At 53.4% G+C, this 20,988-nt stretch carries 17 protein-coding genes; 5 read left to right on the forward strand and 12 right to left on the reverse strand.

Features of this window, described 5'->3' with window-relative positions:
• Positions 1-279: 279 nt before the first annotated feature.
• Entirely contained in the window at positions 280-1,539 is a 1,260-nt protein-coding gene (rho, locus tag ACJY2G_RS18380; RefSeq protein ID WP_013577536.1) for a transcription termination factor Rho, read from the reverse strand.
• Positions 1,540-1,954: 415 nt separating this feature from the next.
• Positions 1,955-2,281: a thioredoxin TrxA gene (gene trxA, locus ACJY2G_RS18385; RefSeq protein ID WP_013577537.1), complete on the reverse strand. Its 327-nt coding sequence runs from the start codon at positions 2,279-2,281 to the stop codon at positions 1,955-1,957.
• Between the two features lie 117 nt (positions 2,282-2,398).
• Here trxA and rhlB point away from each other — a divergent pair, with 117 nt between their 5' ends.
• Together rhlB and gppA are read left to right on the forward strand one after the other, a co-directional pair.
• The gene (gene rhlB, locus ACJY2G_RS18390; RefSeq protein ID WP_112290300.1) at positions 2,399-3,691 is read left to right on the forward strand and encodes an ATP-dependent RNA helicase RhlB; all 1,293 of its coding nucleotides are present in this window, start codon (positions 2,399-2,401) and stop codon (positions 3,689-3,691) included.
• A gap of 6 nt (positions 3,692-3,697) precedes the next feature.
• Positions 3,698-5,188, forward strand: a complete 1,491-nt coding sequence (gppA, locus tag ACJY2G_RS18395; RefSeq protein WP_439291983.1) for a guanosine-5'-triphosphate,3'-diphosphate diphosphatase — start codon at positions 3,698-3,700, stop codon at positions 5,186-5,188.
• 100 nt (positions 5,189-5,288) lie between these two features.
• Here gppA and rep read toward each other — a convergent pair whose 3' ends face one another.
• Positions 5,289-7,313, reverse strand: a complete 2,025-nt coding sequence (rep, locus tag ACJY2G_RS18400) for a DNA helicase Rep (RefSeq protein ID WP_439291985.1) — start codon at positions 7,311-7,313, stop codon at positions 5,289-5,291.
• A gap of 175 nt (positions 7,314-7,488) precedes the next feature.
• On the opposite strand from rep, the gene ppiC reads away from it, so the two are divergent.
• Complete coding sequence (ppiC, locus tag ACJY2G_RS18405; RefSeq protein ID WP_015690589.1) at positions 7,489-7,770, forward strand: peptidylprolyl isomerase PpiC; 282 nt, start codon at positions 7,489-7,491, stop codon at positions 7,768-7,770.
• Positions 7,771-7,965: 195 nt separating this feature from the next.
• Here the strand turns inward: ppiC and ilvC are convergent, their stop codons facing one another.
• Entirely contained in the window at positions 7,966-9,441 is a 1,476-nt protein-coding gene (gene ilvC / locus ACJY2G_RS18410; RefSeq protein WP_056772344.1) for a ketol-acid reductoisomerase, read from the reverse strand.
• Positions 9,442-9,627: 186 nt separating this feature from the next.
• Here ilvC and ilvY point away from each other — a divergent pair, with 186 nt between their 5' ends.
• Complete coding sequence (ilvY, locus tag ACJY2G_RS18415; protein ID WP_112290295.1) at positions 9,628-10,509, forward strand: HTH-type transcriptional activator IlvY; 882 nt, start codon at positions 9,628-9,630, stop codon at positions 10,507-10,509.
• 48 nt (positions 10,510-10,557) lie between these two features.
• On the opposite strand, the gene ilvA is transcribed toward ilvY, so the two are convergent.
• From ilvA to ACJY2G_RS18450, 7 genes are all read right to left on the reverse strand, one after another.
• Entirely contained in the window at positions 10,558-12,102 is a 1,545-nt protein-coding gene (ilvA, locus tag ACJY2G_RS18420; protein WP_439291986.1) for a threonine ammonia-lyase, biosynthetic, read from the reverse strand.
• 5 nt (positions 12,103-12,107) lie between these two features.
• Positions 12,108-13,958, reverse strand: coding sequence for a dihydroxy-acid dehydratase (gene ilvD / locus ACJY2G_RS18425; protein ID WP_112290317.1), 1,851 nt, complete (start codon positions 13,956-13,958; stop codon positions 12,108-12,110).
• Positions 13,959-14,161: 203 nt separating this feature from the next.
• Complete coding sequence (locus ACJY2G_RS18430; protein WP_101079475.1) at positions 14,162-15,091, reverse strand: branched-chain amino acid transaminase; 930 nt, start codon at positions 15,089-15,091, stop codon at positions 14,162-14,164.
• A gap of 16 nt (positions 15,092-15,107) precedes the next feature.
• Positions 15,108-15,371: an acetolactate synthase 2 small subunit gene (gene ilvM, locus ACJY2G_RS18435; protein WP_013577547.1), complete on the reverse strand. Its 264-nt coding sequence runs from the start codon at positions 15,369-15,371 to the stop codon at positions 15,108-15,110.
• On the reverse strand, positions 15,368-17,032 hold the full coding sequence (gene ilvG, locus ACJY2G_RS18440) for an acetolactate synthase 2 catalytic subunit (RefSeq protein WP_430320603.1): 1,665 nt from the start codon (positions 17,030-17,032) through the stop codon (positions 15,368-15,370). Before ilvG ends, ilvM begins: the two co-directional genes overlap by 4 nt.
• Before the next feature lie 147 nt (positions 17,033-17,179).
• Positions 17,180-17,281, reverse strand: a complete 102-nt coding sequence (gene ilvL, locus ACJY2G_RS18445; protein ID WP_015699153.1) for an ilv operon leader peptide — start codon at positions 17,279-17,281, stop codon at positions 17,180-17,182.
• Positions 17,282-17,413: 132 nt separating this feature from the next.
• Complete coding sequence (locus ACJY2G_RS18450; protein ID WP_430320604.1) at positions 17,414-18,652, reverse strand: MFS transporter; 1,239 nt, start codon at positions 18,650-18,652, stop codon at positions 17,414-17,416.
• Positions 18,653-19,018: 366 nt separating this feature from the next.
• Here ACJY2G_RS18450 and ACJY2G_RS18455 point away from each other — a divergent pair, with 366 nt between their 5' ends.
• Entirely contained in the window at positions 19,019-20,554 is a 1,536-nt protein-coding gene (locus tag ACJY2G_RS18455) for a YifB family Mg chelatase-like AAA ATPase (protein ID WP_430320605.1), read from the forward strand.
• Between the two features lie 25 nt (positions 20,555-20,579).
• Here the strand turns inward: ACJY2G_RS18455 and ACJY2G_RS18460 are convergent, their stop codons facing one another.
• A complete protein-coding gene (locus ACJY2G_RS18460; RefSeq protein WP_112290286.1) occupies positions 20,580-20,918 on the reverse strand; it encodes a DUF413 domain-containing protein in 339 nt (112 codons plus the stop codon).
• Positions 20,919-20,988 lie beyond the last annotated feature (70 nt).

Genomic DNA, 20,988 nt, shown 5'->3' on the forward strand with positions numbered 1-20,988 from the left:
ATCTCTTCTGCAAAAATAAGGTGCGGGGAATGGAAAACATCATAAACCTCACAGCCTTAAATCATATCCTATGGTGACAGTTATGGTTTTGTCTCGGGCAAGACCTTATCTGCTGCCATTTCTCGGGCAATCTACCGACAAAGTAAAGAAAGGGCATGTGAAAAACCATCAGCTATTATCCGAATAGTCTGACCATCTTTCCAAAGTAGCATTATGGTAGCTACCAAAAGCAAAAAACGCCACGACTGAGCGTGGCGTTAGACTGAGTTTTACACCAAATTACGACCGTTTCATCATGTCGAAGAAGTCGTCATTGGTTTTGGTCATGGCGAGCTTGTTAATGAGGAATTCCATCGCATCAATCTCACCCATCGGATGAATGATTTTGCGCAGGATCCACATTTTTTGCAGCTCTTCAGACGTGGTCAGCAGCTCTTCTTTACGGGTACCTGAGCGGTTGTAGTCAATCGCAGGGAATACACGTTTTTCAGCGATTTTACGCGCCAGATGCAGTTCCATGTTGCCGGTACCTTTGAATTCTTCATAGATAACTTCATCCATTTTAGAACCGGTATCGACCAGCGCCGTAGCGATGATAGTCAGGCTTCCACCCTCTTCCACGTTACGTGCAGCACCGAAGAAACGTTTCGGACGGTGCAGGGCGTTGGCGTCCACACCACCGGTCAGGACTTTACCTGACGCTGGAACCACGGTGTTGTAGGCACGCGCCAGACGGGTGATAGAGTCCAGCAAAATGATCACGTCTTTCTTATGCTCAACCAGACGCTTCGCCTTCTCGATAACCATTTCGGCTACCTGCACGTGACGGGATGCCGGTTCGTCAAAGGTAGAAGCGATAACTTCGCCTTTTACCAGACGTTGCATCTCGGTCACTTCTTCCGGACGTTCGTCAATCAGCAGAACCATCAGTACGCAATCAGGATGGTTGTACGCAATGCTGGTCGCGATGTTTTGCAGCAGCATGGTTTTACCGGCTTTCGGCGGTGCAACAATCAGACCACGTTGGCCACGGCCAATCGGAGAGGCTAAGTCGAGTACGCGAGCGGTCAAATCTTCTGTTGAACCGTTACCACGTTCCATACGCAGACGTGAATTTGCATGCAGAGGGGTTAAGTTTTCGAACAGGATTTTGCTGCGGGCGTTTTCGGGTTTGTCGTAGTTAACTTCGTTAACTTTCAACAGGGCAAAATAACGTTCACCTTCTTTAGGTGGGCGGATTTTACCGGAAATGGTGTCGCCAGTGCGAAGGTTGAAGCGGCGGATTTGGCTTGGTGATACGTAGATGTCGTCGGGGCCTGCGAGGTAGGAACTGTCTCCGGAGCGGAGGAAACCAAATCCATCCTGCAATATCTCCAGTACGCCATCACCGAAGATGTCTTCTCCGCTTTTCGCATGCTGCTTCAATATTGAAAAGATAATGTCTTGCTTGCGCATGCGGGCCTGGTTTTCCAGTCCCATATTTTCGCCGAGTGCAATCAGGTCAGAGACCGGCGTATTCTTTAATTCGGTAAGATTCATAATGGTGGGTTCTTAAACTCGGGGTATGTCTCGAACATCTGTCGTGAATGGGTATGGCAGGGTCATCCATGCCTGTTTATTGTATGACACTTAAATAACAGCCCAGAAATCCAGCCGCAGGCAGTCGCACGCGGGCGATTCTTGAGGGGTAATGCTGATATTGAAGGTGTCTTAAAGCCGATTTTGTCAAAACCGTTAGATGGTCAAGCACAGTGCCAGTTCAATTTAATTATTATTCAAAGAAACTTTATAGGCAGATGTTTTTGACACAACAGAGTAAAACGTAAGAATCAAACTACAGGTAAGCTCTATTTGCAGTAAGCGTAAACTTAGCACGCTTCTTGACAGGCGTCTAGCGGACAATGTGAAAAACACGGCAGCCCGCTAAACACCTGGCTTGGGTCATCCGGACCTATTACAGATTAGCTGTTAAGAACTCTTTCAGCTGACCTTTCGACAGTGCGCCAACTTTAGTTGCTGCGACTTCGCCGCCTTTAAATAACAGCAGGGTAGGAATACCACGGATGCCGTATTTAGGTGCAGTACCTGGGTTTTCATCGATATTCAGTTTCGCGATGGTCAGCTTGCCTTCGAACTCAGTGGCAATTTCATCCAGAATTGGAGCGATCATTTTGCATGGTCCGCACCACTCTGCCCAAAAATCGACCAGCACCAGCCCTTCGGCTTTCAATACGTCGTTGTCGAAACTGTCATCGGTCAGGTGAATAATTTTATCGCTCATGTTTACTCCAAAGGATTATCTTTACCTTGTTGATGTAGCATTAACCAACATCAGGTTGACTTTATTTCACCGGATACGCTTTCGTAAAGCAATAGTTAGCTGATATTCTACCACACTATGAGCAAAACACACTTGACCGAACAGAAGTTTTCCGACTTCGCCCTGCACCCGCTGGCAGTAGAAGCCCTTGAAAAGAAAGGGTTCCATTACTGCACGCCTATTCAGGCATTGGCATTGCCGATCACGCTCGCTGGGCGTGATGTTGCAGGTCAGGCGCAAACCGGTACCGGCAAGACGCTGGCTTTTCTAGCGTCTACTTTCCATTATCTGCTTTCTCACCCTGCTGCGGAAGGTCGTCAGACTAACCAGCCGCGTGCCTTGATCATGGCACCTACGCGTGAACTCGCGGTGCAGATCCATTCCGACGCCGAAGCATTATCTGAATCTACCGGACTGAAACTAGGTCTGGCCTATGGCGGCGACGGTTACGACAAACAGCTTAAAGTGCTGGAGAGCGGCGTGGACATCCTGATCGGAACCACTGGCCGTTTAATCGATTACACTAAACAGAACCATATCGACCTGGGCGCAATCCAGGTAGTGGTGCTGGATGAAGCAGACCGCATGTTCGATCTGGGCTTCATCAAAGATATCCGCTGGTTGTTCCGCCGGATGCCACCTGCTAATCAACGCCTGAACATGCTGTTCTCAGCAACCCTTTCCTATCGTGTGAAAGAACTGGCGTTCGAAAACATGAACAATGCCGAGTCGATTGAAATCGAACCGGAACAAAAAACCGGTCACCGTATTCAGGAAGAACTGTTCTATCCTTCAAACGAAGAAAAAATGCGCCTGTTACAGACGCTGATTGAAGAAGAATGGCCAGACCGTTGCATTATCTTCGCGAACACCAAACACCGCTGTGAAGACGTCTGGGGCCATCTGGCTGCCGATGGTCATCGCGTTGGCTTGCTGACCGGCGACGTTCCGCAGAAAAAACGTCTGCGCGTTCTGGAAGATTTCACCAAAGGCACGATCGATATTTTGGTGGCGACTGACGTTGCTGCCCGTGGTTTGCACATTCCTGCCGTAACGCACGTCTTTAACTATGACCTGCCTGACGACTGTGAAGACTACGTACACCGCATTGGCCGTACCGGTCGCGCGGGACTTAGCGGTCATTCCATCAGCCTGGCCTGTGAAGAATATGCCCTGAATCTGCCGGCGATTGAAACGTACACCGGCCACAGCATTCCGGTCAGTAAATACAACAGCGATGCGCTGTTAACTGATTTGCCTCCTGCAAAACGTCTTGCCCGCTCGCGTACCGGTAACGGCCCGCGTCGCAACAGCAATTCGTCTTCACGTCGCAGCAGTGCACCACGTAGCAACCGTAAACGTCCGGGCTGATAACCTATGCTAAGCTCCACCTCACTGTATGCAGCGATTGATCTGGGCTCTAACAGCTTTCACATGCTGGTTGTTCGTGAGGTGGCAGGCAGTATCCAGACCCTCGCCAGAATTAAGCGCAAAGTGCGTCTCGCAGCCGGTCTGGATAAGCAAAACCAGCTTTCTCAGGATGCGATGCAGCGCGGATGGCAATGCCTGAAGCTATTTTCTGAAAGATTGCAGGATATCCCCCGCGACCAAATCCGCGTCGTTGCTACCGCAACGCTGCGGCTTGCCAGTAATGCCGACGAATTTCTGGGTAAAGCGCAGGAAATCCTTGGCTGTCCGATTCAGGTCATCACCGGTGAAGAAGAAGCGCGTCTGATTTATCACGGCGTTGCCCATACGACGGGCGGCCCGGATAAACGTCTGGTTGTTGATATTGGTGGCGGCAGCACAGAACTGGTCACCGGTGTTGGCGCGCAGGCCACCACGCTGTTCAGTCTTTCCATGGGCTGTGTGACCTGGCTTGAGCGTTATTTTGCAGACCGCAATCTGGCCAAAGAAAACTTCGATCAGGCTGAACAGGCTGCGATCGACATGATCATGCCTGTTTCACCAGAGCTGATTGCCAATGGCTGGCAGATTTGCGTCGGAGCTTCCGGAACCGTGCAGGCATTGCAGGAAATCATGGTCGCTCAGGGCATGGATGAACGCATCACGTTGCCTAAGCTTCAGCAACTCAAACAGCGCGCCATACAGTGCGGCAAACTGGAAGAGCTGGAGATTGAAGGCCTGACTCTTGAACGTGCGCTGGTTTTCCCCAGCGGACTGTCCATTCTGATCGCCATTTTCAAAACGCTGAACATCGAAACCATGACACTCGCTGGCGGCGCGCTGCGTGAAGGTCTGGTTTACGGCATGCTGCATTTGCCGATTGAACAGGATATCCGTCAGCGTACGCTGCGGAATCTGCAACGCCGTTACCTGCTCGATAATGAACAGGCTGAACGCGTCGCTCAGCTGGCAGAGAATTTCTCGCTGCAGGTGGCTCAGGAATGGAAACTGGATGCCCGCGCCCGTGACTTACTCAACAGCGCTTGCCTGATCCACGAAATCGGACTGAGTGTCGATTTCAAAAAAGCGCCGCATCACGCCGCGTATCTTATTCGTCATCTGGATTTGCCGGGCTTCACGCCTGCGCAGAAAAAGCTGCTGGCAACGCTTTTGCAAAATCAGAATGGCACGCTGGATTTGCCGCTGCTGAATGAGCAAAATGCCGTACCGCCGCGTCAGGCTCAGCGTCTTTGCCGCATTATGCGACTGGCGATTATCTTTGCCAGCCGCCGCCGCGACGACACATTGCCTGCGGTGCGTTTACGCGCCAATGATGATGAGCTGAGTGTGATTGTGCCGCAGGGCTGGCTGGAACAGCATCCGCTGCGCGCTGAAGAGTTAGAACAGGAAAGCCACTGGCAGAGTTATGTCCACTGGCCGATGTTTGTCGAAGAACAGTAAACGTTCATTTGAAAATCATTAAAAAAAGCAGAGACCTGAGCGATCAGCCTCTGCTTTTTTTGTGGTTCATGTTTAAGGTCTGTTGGTTAAAGTCTGACGACTAATTGCCGCCCCTGGCTTTCGCCAGCTGTTCGCGGATTTTCTCCAGATGGCTTTGCCCTTTCACCATGCGTTCCTGGGCGCTGACCACCTTACGTTCACTTTCCCACGCCAGATCGTCCTGCGGTAATTCCAGCAGGAAGCGGCTCGGTTCCGGGCGGATCAGCTCACCGTACTGGCGGCGCTCCCGGCAAAGGGTAAACGTCAGCTCTTTCTGCGCACGGGTAATACCCACATACGCCAGACGCCGCTCTTCATCCACGTTATCTTCATCAATACTGCTCTGATGCGGTAACAGCCCTTCTTCCATGCCGACCAGATAGACATACGGGAACTCCAGCCCTTTTGAGGCGTGCAGCGTCATCAGCTGAACCTGATCCAGCTCTTCATCGTTCTCGCCACGTTCCATCATGTCGCGCAGCGTAAAGCGCGTGACCACCTGAGTGAGCGTCATCGGCTCATCCAGATCGGTGCCTTCCAGCATTTCTGTCATCCAGCTGAACAGCTGATTGACGTTTTTCATGCGCATTTCTGCCGCTTTCGGACTCGGCGAGGTTTCGAACAGCCAGCTTTCGTAATCAACGCCGTGGATCAAATCTCTGACGGCAGCGACCGGTTCACGTTCTGCCAGCTCGGAAATATTGCCCATCCAGTGCGTGAAACGTTGCAGGGATTCCAGGCCACGACCGGTCAGAGACTGACTCAGTCCCATATCAAAACTGGCTTTGAACAATCCTTTGTTGCGCTGATTCGCCCACTCTCCCAGTTTCTGCAACGTAGCCGCACCGATTTCACGGCGTGGCGTGTTAACGATACGCAGGAAAGCACTGTCGTCATCGGGATTGGTCAGCACACGCAGATAGGCCAGCAGGTCTTTAATCTCCGGTCGGGAGAAGAAGGAAGTGCCGCCGGAAATACGGTACGGGATGCGGTTCTGCATCAGCATTTTTTCAAACAGGCGCGACTGGTGATTACCGCGGTATAAAATTGCGTAATCGCCATAAGCTGTTTTATTGATGAAGTGATGAGCGATCAGCTCACCCACGACGCGTTCCGCCTCATGGTCTTCATTATTCGCTGTCACCACTTTCAGTGACTCGCCATAAGCCAGTTCAGAGAACAGACGCTTCTCGAACACATGCGGGTTATTGGCGATCAAAATGTTGGCGGCTTTCAGAATACGCTGCGTGGAACGGTAATTCTGTTCCAGCTTGATGACCTGCAACTGCGGGAAATCTTCTTTCAGCAGCACCAGGTTTTGCGGCCGTGCGCCACGCCAGGAGTAAATCGACTGGTCATCGTCGCCGACCACCGTAAAGCGTGCGCGGTTGCCGACCAGCAGTTTCACCATCATGTACTGGCTGGTGTTGGTGTCCTGATATTCATCGACCAGCAGATAACGCAGCTTGTTCTGCCAGCGTTCGCGCACTTCTTCATTTTTCTGCAACAGCAGCGTCGGCAACAGGATCAGGTCGTCGAAATCGAGAATATTACAGGCACGCATATGGTCGTGATAAAGGCTGTAGCAGTGCGCGAAGATCTGATCGCGTTCCGATCGCGCCCGACCGGCGGCATGGGAAGGATCAACCAGATCGTTTTTCCAGTTGGAGATCGTCGACACCAGTTGCTGCAATAACGTTTTATCGTTCTCCAGCCATTTCTCGCTCAGCTCTTTGAGCAGCGCCAACTGGTCCTGATCATCAAATAAAGAGAAGTTAGATTTCATGCCCAGCGCAGCAAATTCGCGCTTGATGATCTCCAGACCCAGCGTATGGAAGGTGGCAATCAGTAAGCCCCGCGCCTCTTTGCGCCCGAGGGTTTGTCCGACACGCTCTTTCATTTCGCGTGCGGCTTTATTGGTAAAGGTGACGGCCGCGATGTGACGTGCCTGATAACCACATTCACGGATCAGGTGTGCGATTTTATTGGTAATGACCCGGGTTTTGCCTGAGCCAGCCCCCGCCAGAACCAGGCAGGGTCCGGTGACGAATTCGACGGCGTTTTGTTGGCTGGGGTTTAATCGCATGGCGTATTTTTGCTCACCTGATAGACAAGGACGGCGATTGTAGCAGAAACGCCGTCTGAGATTGACTGGCTTTACAGCGCAATTTCTTATCCCGGAACGCAGGCCGGATTCCCCACGCGCCGTTTCAGATGTTACATTACGCGTCTGGAAACACTCTCGCAAAAAAGGTCTTATCATGGCAAAAACTGCCGCAGCAATGCACATCCTGGTAAAGGAAGAAGCACAGGCGCTTGATCTTCTGGAACAACTGAAGAACGGTGGCGATTTTGAGAAACTGGCTAAGAAGCATTCTACCTGCCCGTCAGGTAAGAAAGGCGGCCATTTAGGTGAATTCAAGCAAGGCGCAATGGTGCCGGCTTTCGATAAAGTGGTTTTCTCTGCACCACTGATCGAGCCACAAGGTCCGCTGCACACTCAGTTCGGTTACCACATCATTAAGATTTTGTACCGCAACTAAGTTCTGCTTCAGCCAGAACCAAAAGAAAGGGCACCGCATTTTCATGCAGTGCCCTTTTTATTTATCTTCCGAAAACCCTAAATAATTCGAGTTGCAGGAAGGCGGCAAGTGAATGAACCCCGATGAGCTTACATAAGTAAGTGATTCGGGTGAACGAACGCAGCCAACGCCCCTGCGGCTTGAAGTATGACGGGTTTAACTGGCGACGGCGATGCGCTTCATATCGGTCATATAGCCACGCAGAGTACGGCCGATAGACTCAATCGGGTGGTTGCGAATGGCTTCGTTAACATCACGCAGTTGCGCGTTATCAACCTGCGTTTCAGCCACAGATTTGCCCAAATCGCCCGCCTGCAGCGTGGTCATGAACTCTTTCAGCAACGGCACGGCAGCGTTAGCGAACAGGTAGTTACCGTATTCAGCGGTATCAGAGATAACCACGTTCATTTCGTACAGACGCTTACGCGCAACGGTGTTGGCGATCAGCGGCAGTTCGTGCAGTGATTCGTAGTAAGCCGATTCTTCGATGATGCCGGAAGCCACCATGGTTTCGAAGGCCAGCTCAACGCCCGCTTTCACCATCGCAATCATCACAACACCGTGGTCGAAGTATTCCTGCTCGGAAATTTTACCGTCGAACTGTGGTGCGTTTTCGAACGCAGTTGCGCCCGTTTCTTCACGCCAGGTCAGCAGGTTTTTGTCGTCGTTCGCCCAGTCAGCCATCATGCCGCTGGAGAATTCGCCGGAGATGATGTCGTCCATGTGTTTCTGGAACAGTGGCGCCATGATCTCTTTCAGTTGTTCAGACAGCGCATAAGCACGCAGTTTCGCCGGGTTAGACAGACGATCCATCATCAGCGTAATACCGCCTTGTTTCAGCGCTTCGGTGATGGTTTCCCAGCCGAACTGCAGCAGTTTTTCCGCGTACGCTTCATCAACACCGTCAGCAACCAGTTTGTCGAAGCACAGCAGAGAACCCGCCTGCAACATACCGCACAGGATAGTCTGCTCGCCCATCAGGTCCGATTTCACTTCGGCTACGAAAGAAGACTGCAGAACGCCCGCACGATGGCCGCCGGTGGCTGCTGCCCAGGCTTTAGCAATCGCCATGCCTTCGCCTTTCGGGTCGTTTTCCGGGTGAACCGCGATCAGGGTTGGTACACCGAAACCACGTTTGTATTCTTCACGCACTTCAGTGCCCGGGCATTTCGGCGCAACCATCACCACGGTGATGTCTTTACGGATTTGCTCGCCCACTTCAACGATGTTGAAACCATGGGAATAGCCCAGAGTTGCGCCGTCTTTCATCAGAGGCTGAACCGCTTTAACCACTGCGCTGTGCTGTTTGTCTGGCGTCAGGTTAACCACCAGATCCGCTTGCGGGATCAGTTCTTCGTAGGTGCCGACTTTAAAGCCGTTTTCGGTCGCTTTACGCCATGAAGCACGCTTCTCAGCAATGGCTTCTGCACGCAGGGTGTAAGACACATCCAGACCGGAATCACGCATGTTCAGACCCTGGTTCAGGCCCTGTGCGCCACAGCCTACAATCACCACTTTTTTACCTTTGAGATAGCTGGCTTCGTCCGCGAATTCATCGCGACCCATGAAGCGGCATTTGCCCAGTTGTGCCAGCTGCTGACGCAGGTTCAGTGTGTTGAAATAGTTAGCCATGTGTTGCTCCGTTCTATCGAGGTAAGTGCTGTTATTTTTTGTTTCACCGGTGAGCTGGTGAACGCCGTGAATTCACTATATGTCATGTGACACATTGCTTAAATTGATATATTACGAAGATGACGTTGCAGATTATGCAATACTCTCAATCAGTCATCTTTAACGCCAAAGAGCCGGACATTCTTTATGGACTTACGTGATCTGAAACTGTTTTTACATCTGGCGGAAAGCCGCCATTTCGGGCGTTCGTCGAAGGCGATGCATGTCAGCCCGTCCACGTTATCGCGCCAGATCCAGCGGCTGGAGGAAGAACTCGGCCAGCCGTTATTTCAGCGAGATAACCGCACCGTACAACTGACAAGTGCAGGCGAACAACTCAAAAACTTTGCCCAGCAGACGCTGCTGCATTACCAGCAACTGCGCAGCGGGTTGGATCAGCATGGCCCGACGCTGAGCGGCGAACTGCACCTGTTCTGCTCAGTCACCGCCGCCTACAGCCATTTACCGCCGATCCTTGACCGTTTCCGTGCGCAGCATCCGCTGGTCGAAATCAAACTGACCACCGGCGACGCCGCGGATGCGGTTGAAAAAGTCCAGTCCACAGAAGCGGATCTGGCGATTGCAGGTCGTCCGGAAAGTTTACCGGGCAGCGTCGATTTCACGCAGATCGGTGAAATCCCGATGATCCTGATTTCCCCTTCGCTGCCTTGCGCGGTGCGTACACAAGTCAGCGAGCCACATCCGGACTGGTCGCAAATTCCGTTCATCCTGCCGGAACACGGCCCGGCGCGAAAACGTATCGACATCTGGTTCAAACGTAACCGCCTGAGCAATCCGCAGATTTACGCCACGGTGTCCGGCCACGAAGCCATTGTGTCGATGGTCGCGCTCGGTTGCGGGATCGCGCTTATTCCGTCGGTGGTGGTCGATAACAGTCCGGAGCCGGTACGCAACCGTATTTCTGTTCTGGATAACGTCACGCTCGGCGCACCGCTGGAGCTGGGCGTCTGCGTGCAGAAAAAACGTCTGAACGAACCGCTGATCGACGCGTTCTGGCAGTTACTCTGAGCAATCGCCGGATAAAAAAAGGGGCACTTTTCAGGTGCCCCTCTGAGTCTAGCCCGCTAAAAAGAAGCGGAACGCCGGATTATCACTTTCGTTGTGACAGTCATAGCCCAGCGCCGACAGGTTCTGTTCGAACTCCGGCTCTTCTTCGTTCAGCTCAAACGCCGCCAGCACGCGACCAAAATCGGTGCCATGGCTGCGGTAATGGAACAGCGAAATATTCCAGTGCGTACCCAGCGTGTGCAGGAATTTCAGCAAAGCACCCGGAGATTCCGGGAATTCAAAGCTGTAAAGCCGCTCGCGCAGAGGCTTGGTCGGACGCCCGCCCACCATGTAACGCACGTGAAGTTTCGCCATTTCATCGTCGGACAAATCCACAACCTGATAACCGTCGTGATTCAGTTCGTCGATGATTTCCTGACGCTCTGCATGCCCGCGCGTCAGACGCACACCCACAAAAATGCAGGCGTTGTCCGCATCGGCATAACGGTAGTTAAACTCCGTCACCGAACGGCCACCCAGCAGCTGACAGAATTTCAGGAAGCTGCCTTTGCGCTCAGGAATGGTCACCGCCAGCAGCGCTTCGCGTTGCTCGCCCAGCTCGCAGCGTTCTGATACATAACGCAGACCGTGGAAATTCACGTTTGCGCCGGAAAGCACATGCGCCAGACGCTCGCCCTGAATGTTGTGCTGCTGCACGTATTTCTTCAGCCCTGCCAGCGCCAGCGCGCCGGAAGGTTCAGCAATCGCACGGACGTCTTCGAACAAATCTTTCACTGCGGCGCAGATGGAATCGCTGTCGACAGTGATCACGTCATCGAGATATTCGCGACACAGACGGAAGGTTTCGTTGCCTATGCGCTTCACCGCCACGCCTTCTGCGAATAACCCGACACGCGCCAGATCCACCGGTTCACCGACGTCCATTGCCGCGCGCAGACAGGCTGAATCTTCGGCTTCAACGCCGATCACCTGAATCTGCGGCATCAGCTGTTTGATAAGCACCGCCACACCGGCAGCCAGACCGCCGCCACCGACGGGTACGAATACGCGATCGAGATGCGCATCCTGTTGCAGCAGTTCCATCGCGAGCGTGCCCTGTCCGGCGATCACCGCCGGATGGTCGAACGGTGGCACAAACGTCATGCCCTGTTCCTGCGACAGCGTAATCGCTTTAGCTTTTGCCTCATCGAAATTCGCGCCATGCAGTAACACTTCGCCGCCAAAATTACGCACGGCATCCACTTTGATATCGGCTGTCGCCACCGGCATCACAATCAGAGATTTGATGCCTTTTTTGGTCGCCGACAATGCGACGCCCTGTGCGTGATTGCCCGCTGACGCCGTGACGACGCCGCGTGCGGCCTGCTCTTCGGTCAGGCTGGCAATCATCGAATACGCACCGCGCAGTTTAAAACTGTGGACGGCCTGACGATCCTCCCTCTTCACCAGAATGGTATTACCCAGCCGGGAAGAGATCTTTTCCATGACCTGCAAAGGCGTCACCTGCGCGACTTCATAAACCGGCGCACGCAGCACGGCACGCAGATATTCTGCGCCGCACGGCTGGTCGGGTAGAGGTTGTGATACCGCCATGACTGTCAGCCTCCCAGCTTAGACTTGTCGCGTACTGCGCCTTTGTCCGCGCTGGTTGCCAGCAATGCGTAAGCACGCAGCGCCAGAGAAACCACACGTTCACGGTTTTTCGGCGTCCAGGCTTTGTCGCCACGCGCCAGTTCGGCTTCGTGACGCGCTGCCAGTTCCGCCGCAGGAACGTCCAGCACCATTTTGCGGTTTGGAATATCGATGTCGATGATGTCGCCATCTTCCACCAGGGCAATCAGGCCGCCGCTGCCCGCTTCCGGAGAAACGTGGCCGATAGACAGACCGGAGGTACCGCCGGAGAAACGGCCGTCGGTGATCAGCGCACACTCTTTGCCCAGACCCATGGATTTCAGATAGGTGGTCGGATACAGCATTTCCTGCATACCCGGCCCGCCTTTCGGCCCTTCGTAACGGATAACTACCACGTCGCCGGAAACCACTTTGCCGCCGAGGATCGCGGAAACGGCATCATCCTGGCTTTCGTAAACTTTGGCCGGACCACGGAAAGTCAGGTTGGATTCATCCACGCCTGCGGTTTTAACGATGCTGCCCGCTTCGGCGATGTTGCCGTAAAGCACGGCCAGACCGCCGTCTTTGCTGAAGGCATGTTCCAGAGAACGGATACAACCTTCGGCGCGGTCGTCATCGAGCGTATCCCAGCGGCAATCCTGTGAGAACGCCTGGGTAGTACGGATACCTGCCGGACCGGCGCGGAACATTTTTTTCACCGCTTCATCTTTGGTCAGCATGATGTCGTACTGATCCAGCGTCTGGTTCAGGGTCAGGCCAAGAATGTTTTTCACGTCGCGGTTCAGGAGATTGGCGCGATCCAGTTCGCCCAGAATAGCCAGCACGCCACCGGCACGGTGAACGTCTTCCATGTGGTATTTCTGTGTGCTCGGCGCAACTTTACACAGATGCGGGACTTTGCGTGACAGACGGTCGATGTCGGTCATGTCGAAGTCGATTTCGCCTTCCTGCGCGGCAGCCAGCAGGTGAAGAACGGTGTTAGTCGAGCCGCCCATCGCGATATCCAGGATCATGGCGTTTTCGAATGCGGCTTTGCTGGCGATGTTGCGCGGCAATGCGCTTTCATCGTCTTTTTCGTAATAACGTTTGGTCAGCTCAACGATGCGGCGACCGGCGTTCAGGAACAAATCGCGGCGATCGGCATGCGTTGCCAGCAATGAACCGTTGCCCGGCTGAGACAGACCCAGCGCTTCGGTCAGACAGTTCATCGAGTTGGCAGTAAACATACCGGAACAGGAACCGCAGGTCGGACAGGCAGAACGCTCGATTTGTTCGCTGTCGGCATCGCTGACGTTCGGATTTGCGCCCTGAATCATTGCATCGACCAGATCGAGTTTGATGATTTTGTCTGACAGTTTGGTTTTACCGGCTTCCATCGGACCGCCGGAAACAAAGATCACCGGAATGTTCAGGCGCAGTGAGGCCATCAGCATTCCCGGGGTGATTTTGTCGCAGTTGGAAATACAGACCATGGCATCGGCGCAGTGCGCGTTAACCATGTATTCCACGGAGTCCGCGATCAGCTCGCGAGAAGGCAGTGAATACAGCATGCCGCCATGACCCATGGCGATCCCGTCATCCACGGCGATAGTGTTGAACTCTTTCGCCACGCCGCCAGACGCTTCGATTTGCTCGGCAACCAGTTTACCCAGATCGCGCAAATGCACGTGGCCCGGTACGAACTGGGTGAATGAGTTGACGACGGCAATAATCGGTTTGCCGAAATCGTTATCCGTCATGCCGGTGGCACGCCATAAAGCGCGGGCGCCAGCCATGTTGCGGCCATGTGTCGTGGTGTGGGAACGGTACTTAGGCATGCTCTGTTCACTCCAAATCATTTCTGTTTAGCAGGCAGCGATATCGCTGCCTGCTGAATTTCTAATTTATCCTCATCATTACCCTAAATCATTCGGGTTGCAGCAAGGCGGCAACTGAATGAATCCCCGGGAGCTTACTCAGGTAAGTGACCGGGGTGAATAAAGGCAGCCAACGCAGAAGCAGCCTGAAGGATGACGGGTAATTACTGTGGGTTGATTGGATCCAACCAACCCCATTTATCTTCGGTTTTGCCGGTGAACAGGCCGAAGAACGCATCCTGAATTTGTTTGGTGACCGGACCACGTTTGCCGATGCCGACCTGAATGCCGTCGACGCTGCGAACTGGCGTGATTTCTGCGGCAGTACCGGACATGAAGACTTCGTCAGCCAGATACAGGGATTCACGGGACAGAACTTGTTCACGAACTTCCAGTCCCATGTCTTTCGCCAGTTTAATAATCGCGTCACGGGTGATACCCGGCAGGGCGGAAGAGGTGAATGGAGGTGTAAACAGAATGCCGTCTTTCACTTCAAACAGGTTTTCGCCTGCGCCTTCAGAGACATAACCGTGAACGTCCAGCGCGATACCTTCCTGATAACCGTGGCGACGTGCTTCGCTGCCGACCAGCAATGAGGACAGGTAGTTACCACCGGCTTTTGCGGCAGTTGGAATGGTGTTGGCGGCAACGCGGTTCCAGGAAGACACCATCGCGTCGATACCCTGTTCCAGCGCTTCTTCACCCAGATACGCGCCCCACGGGAAAGCGGCGATGATCACGTCAGTTTTGTAGCCGTCCGGCGGGTTAACGCCCATACCCACATCGCCAACAAAGACCAGCGGACGAATATACGCGCTGACCAGATTATTTTTGCGCAGAGTCTCGCGGCAAGCTTCCATCAGCTCATCCACGCTCTGAGAAACCGGCATACGGTAGATTTTTGCGGAATCGCGCAGACGCTGCATGTGTTCACGGTGACGGAATACGACCGGGCCTTTATGGGAGTCGTAGCAACGCACGCCTTCAAATACGGATGTGCCGTAATGCAGTGCGTGTGACATGACGTGAACCTTCGCTTCTGCCCACGGAACCATCTCGCCATTGAACCAAATGTAATCAGCTTTCTTCGTCATTCTTTCGTTCCTTTACTCACGCATTCGCGCGTATTTGTTGTGATGTATGTTGCTGGATCTCGACACAAGCGACATCCATAAGTTTGCGTAACTGTGAAGACAGTAAATCTACCGGGCGCTGACTGGCAACGGTCAATTCGATATTTATGTTTTCCGCGTTGACCATCGGGGTCATGTTCATCGCGCACACCTGGAAACCACGGTGGCGGACAACGCGTAATACGCGTTCTAACATTTCAGGGCGGAAACGGGCCTGGATTGAGACGTTATGCTGCATCATGACATTTTCTCCAACATGGTTTCGTTGCCTGCGCCCGGTGGAACCAGCGGCCAGACATTCTCATTTTCGTCGATGGAAACCTGAAGCAAATACGGGCCTTCGCTATTGAAGAACGCGTCCAGAGCGGCATCGACTTGGTCTTTACGGTGGATACGCTGGCCGGGGATGTTGAATGCGCTGGCCAGCGTTACAAAATCGGGATTATCAGAAAGGTTGGTTTCACTGAAGCGTCCGTCAAAGAACAGTTCCTGCCACTGTCGGACCATCCCTAAACGCTGGTTATCCAGCAGCAGGATTTTGACGGGCAACTGTTTTCGTTTGATGGTGCCCAGCTCCTGAACGTTCATCATGAACGAGCCGTCGCCGGAAACGCAGATCACCATGTCGTCCGGACGGGCAACCTGTGCGCCGACGGCCGCCGGAACGCCAAAGCCCATCGTGCCCAGACCGCTGGAGGTGATGAAGTTTTCCGGGCGGCTGAACTGCATGTGCTGCGCGGTCCACATCTGATGCTGACCGACGTCGGTGGTCACGACGGTATTTTCAGATTTACGATCAGAGATTTGTTTCAGTAACAGCGGCGCATAAATCGCTTCGCCCGGATGGTCGTAGCGCCATTCGCCCTGCGCTTTCAGCGTCATCACTTCGTCACGCCATGCGCTGATATTCAGCGGCTGGCCGTTTTTAGAAGATGAGTAAAGCGCAGGTAACAGAGCATTCAGATCGCCCTGCAACGCTACGTGCGCCTGACGCAGTTTGTTCAGTTCGGCCGGGTCGATATCCATATGGATAACGGCCGCGTTTGGCGCAAAGGTGTTCAGCTTGCCGGTCACCCGGTCATCAAAACGCGCACCAACGGCAATCAGTAAATCGCAGGACTGAACCGCCAGGTTAGCGGCTTTGGTGCCGTGCATACCCAGCATTCCCAGATAGCACGGGTCAGTGGCATCCGGTGCGCCCAGCCCTTTCAGCGTGGCGACGGCCGGGATACCGGTTGCTGAGATGAATTCACGTAAGGCCGGAACTGCCTGCGCCATCCCCACACCGCCGCCGACGTAGATCATCGGTTTTTGCGCCGCAGCGATCATCGCGCTGGCCTGTTGCAGTTCAGCTGCCGGATGCGGGAAGGTTTCTTCCACCGCCAGCAGGTGTGGCGGCAATTCTCCGGTCGCCAGCTGGATATCTTTCGGGATGTCGATCAGAACCGGCCCCGGACGCCCTGAAGTGGCGATAGCAAAAGCTTCCGCCATGATTTCCGGCAATGCGTCCAGCGATTCAACCAGGAAGCTGTGTTTGGTGCAGGCCAGAGATAAACCTAAAACGTCGATCTCCTGGAAAGCATCGGTACCAATGAATGCGGAGCCAACCTGACCGGTGATAGCCACCAGCGGAACAGAATCTAACAGCGCGTCGGCCAGACCGGTGATGAGGTTGGTCGCGCCAGGACCGGAAGTGGCGATACAGACGCCAACTTTCCCGGTTGAACGGGCATAGCCGATAGCAGCCATTGCGGCGCCCTGCTCGTGCCGGCACAACAGGTGTTCCACGCCGCCGTCATACAATGCATCGTATACCGGCATGATTGCCCCGCCAGGATATCCAAATACTGTATTTACACCCTGCGCACGCAACGCTTGTACTACCCACTGTGCTCCGTTCATCCTTATTCCCCTGCCTTTTTGCGACAAGTGCAGAATATTATGCTGTTGCTCATTTTCCGACCCCGCTTCACTGTTCTCTGAAATTCCTGACCCAAAAAAAAACCCCGGACCTTTCGGTGCGGGGTTTCTTTTCAGGTTCAGGCTTGTTTAATAAGCCTTTCTTCGTCCAAGTGCAGCCCCGCACGGTGGGATAATAATCACCACCACGCTAATCACGACTAGGCTAACTACGAGGAGAAGGGCTTTCATTTTTAGGTTTCTATAATTCATATTGCGAACGATTGCCTACAGAGTTATCACAGTCAGCTATTTAATGACAACATTTTTCTTGCGTTATTATTTGCAGCCCGTTGCACAATTCGCAGGAAATCGTCTGCTAAATCAAACCTTAGCGCGATCATTAACCTTCTGATTATTTATTGCTCCGGCAATGGCTTTTCCGCGGGTATCCCGGCCAAATGCCACCAGAACCGAAATCAGAATGGCAACAGTACCGGCCACTATCGCCATTGCCAGTCCATAATTGTGTCCATGGCTTTCGGCAATGTAGGCCTGAAGCGTCGCATTAACTGAAGCAATCAGGTTGCCGAGCTGGTAAACGAATCCCGGCAGAACCGCACGGGTATTGGCGGGCACCAGTTCTGTCAGATAAGTCGGCACCACGCCCCATGCGCCCTGCACCATAAACTGCATCAGAAACGCCCCGAGTCCCAGCATCCACGAACCGCCGGAAAATGCCCATAAAGGAATGACCGGGAGTGAAAGCAGTACGGCAATAATAATCGCCTTCTTGCGACCAATCTTTTCAGAAAGCGAGCCGAAGAAGATCCCGCCGATAATTGACGCGATATTGTAGCTTATGGCGATTAAACTGACGGTATGTGCATCGAAGCCGTGCTGAACTTTCAGGAAGGTCGGGTAGAGATCTTGCGTACCGTGACTGAAGAAATTAAAGCCCGCCATCAGCACCACCAGATAGACACACAGCTTCCAGTTTTTCTTCAGCACCGGCATCAGAGCTGTGCTTTCATTGCGTTCCCGCGCTGCCAGCCAGACCGGTGATTCCTGCACTTTGAACCAGATAAATGGCAGCAGGAAAATCGGCACCGCACCAATCACAAACATTCCTCGCCAGCCCACCACATCAAACAATAAGCCGTACACCACGGCGGCCAGCAAATAACCAAAGGGATAACCTGCCTGGAAAATCCCCGACATCATGCCGCGTGAACGGTCAGGAATGGTTTCCATCGCCAGCGAAGAGGCCACGCCCCAGACACCGCCCATCGCAATGCCGTAAATGACGCGAAGGATCAGGAATACGGTCAACGAAGGCGCCGCCGCAGTACACAGTTCGAAGAATGAAAACAGCGCGATGTTGACCATCAGAACCGGCTTGCGCCCGTATTTCTCCGCAGCACGCCCGAACAGCAGCGCACCGATTGGCCGCACGGCCAGCGTCAGCAGGATAGCCAGCGTGACCTGTTTGATATCCACCTGAAACGCCGTGGCAATATCACTGAGCAGGAAGACCAGAACGAAGAAGTCAAAAGCATCGAGAGTCCAGCTCAGAAAACTGGCGATGGCAACGTTACGCTGCCGAGAAGTCCAACCAAACATGGGTGTATCCCTATTCCGGAATAGCTGTAGGTTATGCGCTCACCGGGACGTTCCGGAAAACCCTCAGTAAGGCCGCGAGATGTTAATCAATGATTCGTATTTGTTTATTTATTGTTAAATACAATTAAATTAAACACCTCAGCCTGTATAACCAGCAACTTAATTAGCGGGCTAATTTGTTTCCGAACACATCAAACTGTTAATGAGTATTGCTGCGGTTGCGATACGCTTCGCATCTGTCTGTGTTAACCCACTGACTTACAAAATATTTATCCGCGATGGTACGCATCGTGCAAATCTTCTCCCCGCAAGTGTTTCAGGCTCAGGCATGCTGCCCCCAGGAAATCTCACAGCAAAGGAAAAAGCATGTCATTAGCCGTGGTGTATACCCGCGCCTCACTGGGTGTTCAGGCGCCCGGCGTCTCGGTCGAGGTACATATCAGCAACGGTTTACCGGCTCTGACGCTGGTCGGTTTACCGGAAACCACCGTCAAAGAGGCCAGAGACAGGGTTCGCAGCGCCATCATCAACTGCGGATTCACCTTTCCGGCAAAACGCATCACCGTGAATCTTGCGCCAGCCGATTTGCCGAAAGAAGGTGGCCGCTATGATTTATCCATTGCGCTGGCGATTCTGGTGGCCTCAGAGCAGCTTCAGGGGGATAAGCTTGAGGAGTACGAGTTTGTGGGCGAACTCGGGCTTTCTGGTGCGCTACGCAGCGTAAATGGCGCGATACCGGCGGCACTTGAGGCGCAGAAAGCAGGCCGGATATTGATCCTGCCGCAAAGTAATCAAACGGAAATGACGCTGCTCGATCCCGGTGTCGCGCGGGTGGCCGGGCACTTATTGCAGGTCTGCGCTTTTTTGCAGGGCGAAGATAATTTGCCAGGCATCGAATTTCCCGTTCACCCGCCCATTCCGGCACATCAGCCTGACATTTCAGACATCATCGGGCAGGAACAATCCAAGCGCGCACTGGAGGTCGCGGCGGCAGGCGGCCATAACTTATTGCTGATAGGACCGCCGGGCACCGGAAAAACCATGCTGGCGAGCCGGTTGCCGGGATTGTTGCCACCGCTGACCAATGAGGAAAAGTTAGAAACCGCAGCTATCGCCAGTCTGGTGTATAACCCGGAAGAAGATGGCGGTTTCTCACGCGTACGGCCATTTCGGGCACCGCATCACAGCACGTCGATGAGTGCGCTGGTCGGAGGTGGCTCGCTGCCCAGACCGGGGGAAATATCCCTGGCTCATAACGGCGTATTGTTTCTCGACGAACTGCCTGAATTTCAGCGGCAGGTTCTGGATGCCTTGCGCCAGCCGATGGAATCCGGCGAAATCACCATTTCCCGCGCACGGGCGAAAGTCCGCTATCCGGCAAGAGCGCAGCTGATTGCAGCGATGAATCCCAGCCCGACCGGGCATTATCAGGGCATCCACAACCGCACGCCGCCACAGCAGGTTTTACGCTATCTGAGCCGGCTTTCCGGGCCTTTCCTCGACCGGTTCGATCTGTCGATTGAAGTCCCGCTCCTGCCGCCCGGTATTTTGAGTCAGCAAAACCATACGCCTGTTCTGAGGGAAAACAGCGCACAAGTGCGGGAGCGGGTACTGAACGCCAGAGAAATTCAGTTAAACCGCGCGGGGAAAATCAATGCGCATCTGAGCAGCAGCGAAGTGGAAACGTATTGTGTGTTAACCAAAGCAGACGCAGAGTTCCTGGAAGAGGTACTGCATAAGCTGGGTTTATCGGTCAGAGCCTGGCATCGCATTCTGAAAGTCGCGAGAACATTGGCTGATTTGGGGAGTATTGAGGGGATTGAACGACGGCATATTGCTGAGGCGCTAAGCTATCGCAGCATGGATAGGCTATTGTTAACTCTGCATAAGAGTCTGGCATAAAAAAACGGGGCATCGCCCCGTTTCATTAGTCATCGCTTTCCGTGTAGTCTTCTACAGCGTCAGCCTGCGGTTTACCGCCAGACAACGTGTGGAATTTCTTCGGACGGCGGGTGCGGACAATGTATTTGTTCCACACTTTTTCTGCATCTGTCACAGGTTCACGCGTACCGCGGCAAACCTCCAGGAACAGTTTTTCTTCGTCGTTAGCAGGCTCACGTTTTCCCAGATCCAGCTCGTTAAAGGCAAAGCCGTAACGTTCTAGCATTTGCGCTTCTTTAATGGTGAAATCGCCATGCCGGGAGAACCCGCGAGGGTAATGTTTATTATCAAAAAAACGATTTGTCGTGGTGAAGCTTTCCGCCATCTGACACGCTCCTAATTCTCTCATGGTCGTGCTGTTATGGCGCGGAGTATTAGTTAGGCTTGACATTGTG

It is taken from the genome of Rahnella sp. ATs2, from assembly GCF_051851855.1.
Classification (GTDB): Bacteria; Pseudomonadota; Gammaproteobacteria; order Enterobacterales; family Enterobacteriaceae; genus Rahnella; species Rahnella variigena.